This is a genomic window from Roseomonas sp. TAS13, from assembly GCF_001950415.1.
In the GTDB taxonomy this organism is placed as follows: Bacteria; Pseudomonadota; Alphaproteobacteria; order Acetobacterales; family Acetobacteraceae; genus Roseomonas; species Roseomonas mucosa.
The window spans coordinates 1-11,135 of record NZ_BDLP01000139.1 but is presented as its reverse complement, the minus strand read 5'-3'; the positions used below and the strand labels follow the sequence as shown (position 1 = coordinate 11,135).

Sequence of the window (11,135 nt, the reverse complement as noted above, 5' to 3'; positions counted from 1 at the left end):
TCGCCTTACGGTGGAGCTGTGCGTAGATGTGATCAAGAGACAGGCCGGAGGCATCGCGTTCCAGCCCCTCCGCCGCGCCTTCGCGCAGGGTGAGGCCCGGCACCGCTCGCAGCAGGCCCTGCACGGCGGTGCGGTAGAGCGCCCGGTCGGCCTGGGCGCGCGGCCCGCGCACCGCTGGTCCCTTGCTAGCGTTCAGCAGCTTGAAATGGATGCCTGCCGCATCGGCGGCCCGGCCCATGATGCCGTCCAGCGCATCGACCTCGCGCACCAGATGCCCTTTGCCGACCCCGCCGATCGCCGGGTTGCAGGACATCTCTCCCAGCCGGTCCAGCCGGTGGGTCAGCAGCAGCGTGCGCGCCCCGCAGCGCGCGGCAGCGGCGGCGGCCTCGGTGCCGGCATGGCCGCCACCCACCACCACAACATCCCAGAAGCTCTCACTCATGCGGGCCCGTATAGCGCCAGGGCCGGGCCGGTGCATCCTCCTTGGCAGGGGGAAGGCTGGTGGTTGCCCGCCGGGGGAGAGGCGCTGCCTCTCCGCCCGGACCCCTCTCCGCCGGGGACCGAAGCCGCTCCCCGGACCCCGGGGCTTGCGTTGGCTCTGGTGGTGGCTGTTGCCCTGCGGCCTGATCCTTGGGAGCAGGTGGCAACGCGGGGCCCGCGAAAAGAAGAGAAACACCGTCTCCGCGCTGGCGGCGCGGTCCGATCACCGGAAGAACCAACTCACTGGGTCCAGGCCGCGCAGCGTCCTGGCGGATGAGGGGGTCCGGGGGAAAAGGCGGAGCCTTGTCCCCCGAGGAGGAGCGACGCCAGCCTTATTTCTTCTCGACGTTCCAGAAGGTCAGCACCGGCCCCGGCACGAAGCCGGAGACGTTGCTGCGGCGGGCGTAGGGCTGGTCGAACTGGCCGAGGAGGCGGTAGGGCTGCACTTCGGTCAGGCGCTTGTGCAGGGCGACCACCGCCTTCTGCTGCGCCTCCGGTCCGATCGCCTCGACATAGGCGTTGCGCAGGCGCTCGGCCTCCGCGTCGCAGGGCCAGCCGGCCCAGGCGCGGTCGCAGGCCATGTTCGTGCCGATATTGGTGATCGGCGACTGCATGGTGGCGGCGGAGGCGAAGGTGACGAAGAGGTTCCAGCCGCCCTGGTCCGGCGGGTCCTTCTTCGGCTGGCGGGAGGTCACGGTGCCCCAGTCCTGGAACTGGACATCCACGTTCATGCCGCCTTCCTTGAGGTTGGCGGCGGCGACCTCGGCCATGCGGCCGATGGCGGGAATGTCGTTGGTGGTGATCAGCACCACCTTCTCGCCCTTGTAGCCAGCCTCGGCCAGGAGCTGCTTCGCCCGGGCGACGTTCGGCTTGGCATAGGGCTCGGAACCGGCCTCCGTACCGTTCGGGCTGCCGCAGACGAAATAGCTGCCGCAGGTCTTCCACCATTTCTCGTCGCCCACCCCGGCCGCCAGCGCATCCTCCTGGTTCACCAGATAGGCCATGGCCAGCCGCGCCCGCGGGTCGTTGAAGGGCGGGAAGAGGTGGTTCGGGCGCAGCATCGCCTGGTTGGTGGTGTACTTGTCCACCACGATGCCCCGCGCGCCTTCCAGCATCGGCAGGAGGTCCTGGGCCGGCTGCTCCCAGACGTCGATCTCGCCCGTCCGCAGGGCCGAGGCTGCCGTGGCCGGGTCGGGCATGATGTGCCATTCGACGCGGTCCAGCTTCACCACCCGGCCGCCGGCCAGCCCATCGGGCGGCTCGGCGCGGGGAACGTAGTCCGGGTTGCGGTCGTAGACGACCAGCGCCCCGGGCCGCCAGGCCTCCTTGTTGAAGCGGAAGGGGCCGGAGCCGATCGCCGTCGTGACCGGCGTGGTGGGATCGGTCCGCGCATCGGCCTCGCGCATGATCGCGGGAATCTGCCCGACCGCCGAGCCCAGCATGAAGGGCACGCTGCCGGTCGGCCTGTTCAGCTTCAGCGTGAAGCTGCGGTCGTCCACCGCCTCCAGCGAGGCGGTGTATTCGCGCAGCTTGGCGCCCGCCGTGTCGCGCGCCATCCAGCGGTTCAGTGAGGCCACCACGTCGCGCGAGGTCACCGGCTGCCCATCGTGGAACTTCAGCCCGTCGCGGAGATGGAAGCTCCAGGTCAGGTTGTCGGGCGAGGTCTCGAACCGATCCACCATCTGCGGCTTCGGCTGGAGCTGCGAATCCCAGGAGAAGAGCGTCTCGTAGATCATCGTCCCGTGGATACGGGTGATGAGGATCGAGGCCACCACCGGGTCCAGCGTGCGCAGATCGGCATGCGGCGCCACGCGCAGCACCTTGTCGGGCGTGGTCTGGGCCTGGGCGGGGAAGACCAGGGAAAGGGCGAGGGGCGCTGCGGCCATCAAGGCGGCGGCGCGACGGGAAAGGGTCATCGGCGGAGTCCAGCAGGTTCTTCCAGCGGCACGAGTGCATCACCCGCCCGCCCTGGTGTCCATGACCCCGCCGTCATCCGCTGCGAAGGGCGGAGATGTTTATTCTCCCGCGCGCCGGAATATTGCACGATAAAACTACGTTCATAAAATTGACCAACGCTTGAACGGCGTGCTTCATCGGAAGCCAAGAAACGGGTGCGGCAGATCCGCCACCCTGGCTTTCCGATGGGGGTTCCGCCATGCCGCCGACACGCCGCCACATGCTCCTCTCGCTGGCCGCCCTCGGCTGCGCCGGGCTGCCGCGTGCCGCCTGGGCCGCGCCGCCGACAGAATTCCATATCGGCTACCAGAAGATCGGCCTCCTCGTTGTCGCGCGGCAGCAGCACCTGATCGAGCAGCGGCTGGCCGAACCCAGGATTCCCGTCACCTGGTCCGAATTCGCCGCCGGCCCGCCGCTGCTGGAGGCGCTGAACGCCGGCAGCATCGATTTCGGCTATACCGGCGACGCGCCGCCGATCTTCGCGCAATCCGCCGGGGCCGAGCTGGTCTATGTCGCCGCCACCCCGCCCAGCGGTGCGGGCGAGGCCATCATCGTGCGGGACGCCTCGCCGATCCGCTCCGTGGCCGGGCTGCGCGGCCGGCGCGTCGGCTTCACCCGTGGCTCCAGCGCGCACAACCTCACCGTCGCTGCTCTGGAGAAGGCGGGGCTCGCCTATGGCGACATCACGCCCGTCCTGCTGAGCCCGGCCGACGCCGCCGCCGCCTTCGGGCGCGGCGACATCGATGCCTGGACGATCTGGGACCCCTTCCTGGCCCTGGCACAGGCGCGGGAGAAGGTGCGCGTCCTGGCCACGGCGCCGGAGATCGCCCCGACCAACTCCTTCCTGCTCGCCCGCCGCGCCTTCGCCGAGAAGCACCCGCAGGTGATCGTGCAGGCGCTGGAAGGGCTGAAGCAGGCCGCCGCCTGGGCCGCGAGCCACCGGGGCGAGGTCGCCTCGGCCCTGTCCGAAGTGACCGGCGTCGAGATCAAGGCCCAGACCGTGGCCGCCGAACGCACCGATTTCGGCATCCTGCCGCTGAGCGACGAGATCATCGCGCACCAGCAGGCCACCGCAGACCGCTTCCTGAAGCTCGGCCTGATCCGCCGCCCCGTCCGGGTGCGCGACGCCGTCTGGACGCCGCCCCGCGCCTGAACCACCCTTTCGACGAGCACCCCGCATGACCGACACGCCGATCCGCTTCTTCTGGTTCATCCCCACCCATGGCGACGGGCGCTATCTCGGCTCCGGGGAGCAGCAGCGCCCGCCCGAGTTCCGCTATTTCCGCGAGGTCGCCCAGGCCGTGGACCGCCTGGGCTACGAGGGCGTGCTGCTGCCCACCGGCCAGAACTGCGAGGACAGCTGGATCACCGCCGCCGGCCTGGCGCCGGCCACGGAGCGGCTGAAGTTCCTCGTGGCGCTGCGCCCCGGCGTCACCACCCCGGCCTTCGCCGCGCGCCAGACCGCGGCGCTGGACCGGCTGGCCGATGGGCGCCTGCTGCTCAACGTCGTGGTCGGCGGCAATCCGCGCGAGCTGGCGGCGGATGGCGTCTTCCTGCCGCATGACGAGCGCTATGCCCAGGCCGCCGAGTTCCTGCGCATCTGGCGCGGGCTGCTGTCCGGCGAGCGGGTGAACCACGACAGCCGGTACTTCCGCATGGAGGACGGGCATCTCGACCTGACCGCCTTGCAGCAGCCCCATCCGCCGCTCTGGTTCGGCGGCTCCTCCGAGGCCGGGCAGGATCTCGCCGCCGAGCAGGTCGAGACCTATCTCACCTGGGGCGAGCCGGTGGCCCAGGTGGCCGAGAAGGTCGAGGCCGTGCGCCGCCGCGCCGCCTTGCGCGGCCGCAGGGTCCGCTTCGGCATTCGCCTGCACTTCATCGTGCGCGAGAACGAGGACGAGGCCTGGAGGGCTGCCGAGACGCTGATCTCCCGCGTGTCCGACAAGGCCATCGAGGTGGCGCAGCAGCGCTTCCTGAAGGAGATGGACAGCGTCGGCCAGCGCCGCATGGCCGAGCTCCATGGCGGCCGCCGCGACCGCCTCGTGGTGGCGCCCAACCTCTGGGCCGGCGTCGGCCTGATCCGCGGCGGCGCCGGCACCGCCCTGGTCGGCACCCCCGCCCAGGTCGCCCAGCGCCTGCGCGAATACCAGCAGGTCGGCATCGAGACGGTGATCGGCTCCGGCTACCCCCATCTGGAGGAAGCCTACCGCGTCGCCGAACTCCTCTTCCCCGCCCTGGGCATCGAGAACCACCGCCAGCGCCGCCAGCACGCCTCCGTCAGCAGCGAATTCGCCACCGCCGAAGCCGCCGAAACCGCCCGCGTCGCGGCGTCCTGAAGAGAGGGTCGGGCCGGGGCCAGAGGGGCTCTGCCCCTCTGGACACCCCGCCCAGGGACGTTAGTCCCTGGGAACCCTGTGAGCGCTCCGCGAGGAGGGGAACGGGATGCCGGTCACCATCTGGCGAAACGGCGGTCAGCCCCTCCTCGCGGAGTGCTCATGGCGGGGTTTCGGAGGGATACCATCCCCCTGAGCGGAGGGTCCGGGGTCGGGGCACTGCCCCGACGAGCCTCCCGGAGCGCCACGCCAGACCCCCTTCAGCTCCCGCGGGCGAGGCGGCCGTCGATGCCGGGGAGGGGTTTGCCGGCGGAGAGGTAGTCGATCAGGGCATCCTCCAGCGGCGCACCGTTGTCGTAGTGTTCCAGCGCCTTGTCGCGGAAGCTGTCATAGCCGTCACCGCCCTGGCGCATGAAGTTGTTGGTGACGATGCGATAGGCCTTCTCGGGATCATAGGGCTTGCCGCCGATCTCCAGGCTCACGACGCGTTCGCCGGGCGGGCGCTGGATGTTCCAGACCACGCGCATCCCGGCCACCTGCGGGAAGCGACCGATGCTTTCCGGGGCGCGGGAAAGGCCATTCTCCAGCGCGGCCTTGATGTCCGACCCCTTCAGCGTCGCGGTGGCCAGGGTGTTGTTGAAGGGCAGCATGGCCAGGATGTCGCCCATGGTCACCGTGCCCTCCACCAGCCCGGTGCGCATGCCGCCGCCATTGGTGATGGCGGCATCGGCCTTCGGCATGGCGGCCAGCATGGCATCGGCCATCAGGTTGCCCAGGGCGCATTCGCCGGTGCGGCAGCTCTCGTTGCTCAGCGTCGCCGGCATCGTGGTCACCGGCTTGCGGCGTAGCTCCTCCAGCGGCCTGGCATAGGTGGCGACGATGGCGGCGACCGCCGGGTCGGGGGCGACGTCCATGGTCAGCTCGCGCATCAGCCCGCGATGCGACAGCACGCGGCTCTCCGGCGAGAGGTCGAGGTCCAGCCGGCCGAGATAGCGGCTGTAGCAGCCCGCCTGCACGATGCGGACGAGGCCCGCCGGCCCCTGCTCCATCACCGGGTCCGGGCCCTCCGCCCCGTCCAGCCCATTGGCCAGCAGCGTGTGCGAATGGCCGCCGACGATCAGGTCGATGCCCGCCACGTCGCGCGCCAGCTTGCGGTCGGATTCCAGGCCGAGATGCGACAGCACCAGCACCGTGGCGGCGCCTTGGGCACGGAGTTGCGGCAGAACGCGCTCCACCGCCGCGGCCGGGTCGCCGAAGCGCACCGTGGGGCCGGCGGAGGAGGTGACCGCCGTCTCCGGGGTGGTGAGGCCGATCACCGCCACCTTGCGCCCGCCGGCCTCCAGCATGGTCCAGGGGATCACGCGGTCGCGCAGCGCCGGCTCGTCCGCGAGGTCGAGATTGGCGGAGACGACCGGAAAGGGCAGCCGCTCCAGGTAGCGCGCGAGATTGGCCGGGCCGTTGTCGAACTCGTGGTTGCCCAGGGTCATGGCCTGGACGCCGTTGGCCACCTGCACCGCCGCCTCGGCCGCGCCGCGATGGAGGGTATAGAACAGCGTGCCGGTGAACTCGTCGCCGGCATCGAGCGTCAGCGGCGCATAGCCATCCGCCGTGGCGGCGGCCCGGGCCTCGCGGATCGCGGTGGCCAGCCGGGCAGCGCCGCCGAAGCAGGTCTTGCCTTCCCGGCAGGCCGCGCCGCCCGCCACGATCGGATCGTGGTGCGAATGGAAATCGTTGAAATGCACGATCGACACGCGCCCGGCGGGCTCCGCCTGCGCCCGCCGGATGCCCGGCATGGCCAGGGCGGGGAGAGCCAGCGAGGCGCCGAGCAGGCGGCGTCGGGAAAGGGAGAAGGTTTGGGGCACCAGGGAACCTCCGGGCCGCAAGCCAACGCGGCCGTCTTTGCCGATCCTTAGCCGAAAACCCGCCACGATTCGAAGATTGGATCGGCAAGCCACAGGGGGCAGGATTCCGTCCGGCCTCCCGTCGCCATGTGTCAACCAGAGCCTGGTTCTGGGTTATGGCTTGTGGGTCATGCCCCGGGCGGGGATGCGGGGAATCGGATGCAGGTCTATCTGCCGATCGCCGAAATGTCGGTGGATGCGCTTCTGCTGCTGGGGATCGGCGGTGGCGTCGGCTTTCTGTCGGGGCTGTTCGGCGTGGGCGGCGGCTTCCTGCTGACGCCGATCCTGATCCTGATCGGCATCCCCTCCCCCGTCGCCGTCGCCTCCGGCGCCAACCAGACGCTGGGCGCCTCCGTCTCCGGCCTGATCGCGCAGTGGCGGCGCGGCAATGTCGATATCCGCATGGGGCTGGTGCTGCTGGCGGGCGGCCTGACCGGCTCCACGCTCGGCACGCAGCTCTTCGTGCTGCTGCGGCGGATGGGCCAGGCGGACCTGGTCGTGTCGCTCTTCTACATCGTCGTGCTGGGCTCGGTCGGGGCGCTGATGGTGCGCGAGAGCGTGCGCGCCATCCTGCGCCGCCGCGCGGGCATCGTGCCGAAGCGGCTGCACCAGCATTCCTGGGCGCATGGCCTGCCGCTCAAGATCCGCTTCCGCAAGTCGCGCCTCTACATGTCCGCCATCCCGCCCTTCGCCGTGGGGGCGGGGATCGGCCTGCTCTCGGCCATCATGGGCGTGGGCGGCGGCTTCATGCTGGTGCCGGCGATGATCTACCTGCTCGGCATCCCGACCTCCGTCACCATCGGCACCTCGCTCTTCCAGGTCACCTTCGTCACCGCCAGCGTGACGCTGCTGCAGGCGTTGCAGACCGGCTCGGTGGATATCGTGCTGACGCTGCTGCTGCTTCTGGGCGGCGTGGCCGGGGCGCAGTTCGGGGCCGCCTGGGGCAACCGGCTGCGGGGCGAGGAAATGCGCGCCCTGCTCGGCTCGCTGGTGCTGACGGTGGCGCTCAGCCTGCTGTGGGAACTGCTGCGCACGCCCGACAGCCTCTATGCCATCGGTCCCGTGCGGTGAAAGCCGGCGGGATGGGAAAGCCGGCCAGGAGGATGGGCTGGACGGTGGCGCGCGGGTTGTGAGATTCGGCGGTTCGGAACAAGGCAAGGCCCGGCAGGGGCCCGCCCCGCGCCGGGTGGCCGTGACATGCGCGCTGGCGGCCTTTCTGCTGCCTGCCCTGTTGTCGGGCACCCTTTCGGCCCAGCCGGTGCCCCCCCTGCCGCCGCCGCCGCCGGCGCCCCCCCCGCTGCAAGGGTCCCCGGCGCTGGTCACCCAACTCGGCCAGCCCAGCGTGGAGGTCACCACCGCCTTCGCCGGCACCGACGTGCTGGTCTTCGGCGCCACCGAGCGTCCCATTGGCCCCTCGGGCGACAACGTCATCGTGGTGGGACAGGGCCCGGCGCAGTCGCAGGTCGTTCGTCGCCGGACCCGCGTGCTCGGGGCCTGGATCAACGGCCGCTCCGCCCGCTTCGACGACGTGCCCTCCTGGTATGCGCTGACCGGCACGGAACCGCTCCGGAGCCTGTTGGGCCAGGACGAGCGCCGCGCCCTGCAACTCGGCCTGAACGCCCTGGCCCGTCGCGTTCAGGGCAGCAGCGACCCGGATTTCCGGCAGGCACTGGTGGACCGCAAGGTGGCGGCCAATCTCTGGCAGGAAGACAAGGCACCCGTCCAGGTCTCCGGTGGCCGGCTTTTCCACGCCCGGCTGTCGCTGCCCTCCATCGTGCCGCCCGGGAGCTACTTCGTGCAGGTGCTGCTGGTGCGCGAGGGACGGGTCGTGGCGCGGCAGGAGCTGCCCTTCGAGGTGCGGCGCGTCGGCACCGCAGCCGAGATCACCACCGTCTCGCACGAGCAGCCGCTGCTCTATGGCCTGGCCTGCATCGCCCTGGCTGCCTTCGCCGGCTGGATCGGCAGCGTCATCTTCCGGCGTTGAACGCCGTTTCCCGGTGGCGGGGAGCCGCCACGGAGCACCCCTTGCCGTGCATGGCCGATCCGATCCGCCGAGAAACCATGTTGCACCGGGCGGCGGACGGGGCCACATGCCGCGCGAAGGGAACCCGCCGCCATGTTCATCGAGACCGAATCCACCCCGAATCCCGCCACGCTGAAGTTCCTGCCCGGCCAGGACGTGATGGGCGCGCGCGGCACCGCCGACTTCCCCGATGCGGAGCAGGCGGCCCGTTCCCCGCTGGCGGAGCGGCTTTTCCGGCTGGAGGGCGTGGCGCGGGTCTTCCTGGGCGCCGATTTCGTGACCGTCACCAAGGGCGAGGACGCCGAATGGCAGGGCCTGCGCCCGCAGGTGCTGGGCGCGCTGATGGAGCACCTGATGGCCGGCCGCCCGATCCTGGCCGGAGAGCCTATCGAGGTCGTCGAGGAGGAGGACACCGATCCCGCCGATGCCGAGGTGGTGGCCCAGATCAAGGAGCTGCTGGACACCCGCGTCCGCCCGGCGGTGGCCGGCGATGGCGGCGACATCGTGTTCCGCGGCTTCCGTGACGGCATCGTGCGCCTGCACATGCAGGGCGCCTGCTCCGGCTGCCCGTCTTCCCGCGCCACGCTGAAGCACGGCGTCGAAACGATGCTGCGGCATTATGTGCCGGAGGTTGTGGCGGTGGAGCAGGTCGAGGCCTGACCGCTCCTGGCCCGGCCCCGGGAGCGGGGTCGGGGCCGGCGTTCAGCCGGGGATGAAGACGGTGCTGCCGGTGGTGCGGCGGGCCTCCAGCGCGCGATGCGCCTCCGCCGCGTCGTGCAGCGGCCAGTGCTGGTTCACCACGATCTCGACCTTGCCGGTTTCCACCGCCTCGAAAAGGCTGTTCGCGCTGGCCACCATGTCGGCGCGTTTCGCCGTATAGGTCGACAGCGTCGGCCGCGTCAGGAAGAGCGATCCCTTGGCCGCCAGCAGGCCGGGATCGACCGGCGGCACGGGGCCGGAGGCATTGCCGTAGGTGACCATGGTGCCGAGCGGCGCCAGGCAGTCCAGCGAAGCCATGAAACTGTCCTTGCCGACGCTGTCATAGACGACCGGCAGCATCGCGCCGCCGGTGATCTCCTTGACCCGCTGCGGCAGGTCCTCGTCCGGCAGGATCACGTGCGCCGCGCCATGCGCCCGGGCGAGCTCGGCCTTTTCCGGCGCGCCGACCGTGCCGATCACGGTGCAGCCCAGGGCCTTGGCCCATTGGCACAGGATCAGCCCGACCCCGCCCGCCGCGGCATGGACAAGGATCGTCTGCCCCGCCTTCACCGGGAAGGTCCGGTGCAGCAGGTACTGCGCCGTCATGCCCTGCAGCATCATGGCCGCGGCGGTCTCGTCCGCAATCGCCGGCGGCAGCTTCACCAGCAGGTCGGCGCGCACCACGCGGGCTTCGGAATAGGCGCCGATCGGGCCGGTGCCATAGGCGACGCGGTCGCCGGGGGCGATGTCGGTGACGCCATCGCCCACCGCCTCGACCACGCCCGCCGCCTCCATCCCGATCACCGCCGGCAGGCTGGGCGCCTTGTAGAGCCCGGTCCGGAAATAGACGTCGATGTAGTTCAGCCCGACCGCGGTGTGGCGCACCAGCGCCTCGCCGGGCTTGGGCGCGGGGAGCGGGACCTCCTCCCAGAGCATCTTCTCGGGGCCGCCATATTCATGGATGCGGATGGCATGGTTCATGGGAGGAGTTCCTGAACGAAGGCGGCTTCGAGGCGGAGGAGGTAGCGCTTGGTCTCCGCGCCTCCCTCGCCGGAATAGCCGCCGAGCCGGCCGCTGGCGGCGACCACACGGTGGCAGGGGATGATGATCGGGATCGGATTGGCGCCGCAGGCCATGCCCACGGCCCGTGCGGAGGAGTTCAGTGTCCTGGCGATCTCGCCATAGCGGGCGGTGCGTCCGGGCGGTATTTCCCGCATGGCCTGCCAGACGCGTTTCTGGAACTCCGTGCCATGGGGGGCGAGCGGCAGGCGGAAATCGCCCCGCTTGCCGTCGAACCAGTCATGAAGCTGTTCCCGTGCCTCGGCCAGCAGGGGGGTTACGGTCTGGTCCCTGCCGCGCCCCCAGTCGAGGGCGACGACCTGGCCATCCTCTTCCGACACGGTGAGCTCGCCGAGTGGCGAGTGGAGCGTGAGTTGCGGCATGTCGGGCGGATTGGCCCTCTCCTGCCCGCGATCGTCAAGCTCCCTGGCCGGGATGGCTGCGGCGCGGGAACGCGCCGTGGTGGAATCGGGCCGGATCATTCGCGTGGACCGGGCGTGGAAAGCCGGGGGCAGGTCCTGGGCGGCGAGGCACGATCGGCCTGGGCGCGCCGGCCGGGCGCCCATCCCGGCAGGCGGGCCGCCGGGCCCGGCCCACGGTCGGAGTGGAAGCGGCATGGCCCGGCCGCCGGAGGCTGGGGCAGGGGATCAGGCCCGGTGCAACTGCGTGACCAGCGCCGCCACC

General features: G+C 70.9%; 10 protein-coding genes. 5 read left to right on the top strand and 5 right to left on the bottom strand.

Going from position 1 to position 11,135, the window contains the following annotated elements:
* On the bottom strand, nucleotides 1–442 hold a 442-nt coding region (locus ROTAS13_RS12420), incomplete at its 3' end, for an FAD-dependent oxidoreductase (RefSeq protein WP_139323341.1).
* Nucleotides 443–812: 370 nt separating this feature from the next.
* Nucleotides 813–2,396 (bottom strand): ABC transporter substrate-binding protein, encoded by a 1,584-nt coding sequence (locus ROTAS13_RS12415; protein ID WP_075822500.1) that lies wholly within the window; start codon nucleotides 2,394–2,396, stop codon nucleotides 813–815.
* Between the two features lie 239 nt (nucleotides 2,397–2,635).
* Between ROTAS13_RS12415 and ROTAS13_RS12410 the strand changes: the two genes are divergently transcribed.
* Both ROTAS13_RS12410 and ssuD read left to right on the top strand, forming a co-directional pair.
* A complete protein-coding gene (locus ROTAS13_RS12410) occupies nucleotides 2,636–3,589 on the top strand; it encodes an aliphatic sulfonate ABC transporter substrate-binding protein (RefSeq protein ID WP_075822499.1) in 954 nt (317 codons plus the stop codon).
* Nucleotides 3,590–3,614: 25 nt separating this feature from the next.
* A complete protein-coding gene (gene ssuD, locus ROTAS13_RS12405) occupies nucleotides 3,615–4,772 on the top strand; it encodes an FMNH2-dependent alkanesulfonate monooxygenase (protein ID WP_019463054.1) in 1,158 nt (385 codons plus the stop codon).
* 257 nt (nucleotides 4,773–5,029) lie between these two features.
* On the opposite strand, the gene ROTAS13_RS12400 is transcribed toward ssuD, so the two are convergent.
* Nucleotides 5,030–6,631 carry a bifunctional UDP-sugar hydrolase/5'-nucleotidase gene (locus ROTAS13_RS12400; RefSeq protein ID WP_226945980.1) on the bottom strand — a complete coding sequence of 534 codons (1,602 nt, stop codon included), beginning with the start codon at nucleotides 6,629–6,631 and terminating at the stop codon, nucleotides 5,030–5,032.
* A gap of 198 nt (nucleotides 6,632–6,829) precedes the next feature.
* On the opposite strand from ROTAS13_RS12400, the gene ROTAS13_RS12395 reads away from it, so the two are divergent.
* The 3 genes from ROTAS13_RS12395 to ROTAS13_RS12385 all read left to right on the top strand — a co-directional run bounded on the left by ROTAS13_RS12395 (nucleotide 6,830) and on the right by ROTAS13_RS12385 (nucleotide 9,353).
* Entirely contained in the window at nucleotides 6,830–7,741 is a 912-nt protein-coding gene (locus ROTAS13_RS12395; protein WP_019463056.1) for a sulfite exporter TauE/SafE family protein, read from the top strand.
* Between the two features lie 160 nt (nucleotides 7,742–7,901).
* Nucleotides 7,902–8,654 carry a TIGR02186 family protein gene (locus ROTAS13_RS12390; RefSeq protein WP_171979087.1) on the top strand — a complete coding sequence of 251 codons (753 nt, stop codon included), beginning with the start codon at nucleotides 7,902–7,904 and terminating at the stop codon, nucleotides 8,652–8,654.
* A gap of 132 nt (nucleotides 8,655–8,786) precedes the next feature.
* The gene (locus ROTAS13_RS12385; RefSeq protein ID WP_075822496.1) at nucleotides 8,787–9,353 is read left to right on the top strand and encodes a NifU family protein; all 567 of its coding nucleotides are present in this window, start codon (nucleotides 8,787–8,789) and stop codon (nucleotides 9,351–9,353) included.
* Nucleotides 9,354–9,395: 42 nt separating this feature from the next.
* On the opposite strand, the gene ROTAS13_RS12380 is transcribed toward ROTAS13_RS12385, so the two are convergent.
* Entirely contained in the window at nucleotides 9,396–10,373 is a 978-nt protein-coding gene (locus ROTAS13_RS12380) for a quinone oxidoreductase (RefSeq protein WP_019463059.1), read from the bottom strand.
* Nucleotides 10,370–10,834, bottom strand: a complete 465-nt coding sequence (locus tag ROTAS13_RS12375; RefSeq protein WP_075822501.1) for a methylated-DNA--[protein]-cysteine S-methyltransferase — start codon at nucleotides 10,832–10,834, stop codon at nucleotides 10,370–10,372. The genes ROTAS13_RS12380 and ROTAS13_RS12375 overlap by 4 nt, the downstream gene beginning before the upstream one ends.
* Nucleotides 10,835–11,135 lie beyond the last annotated feature (301 nt).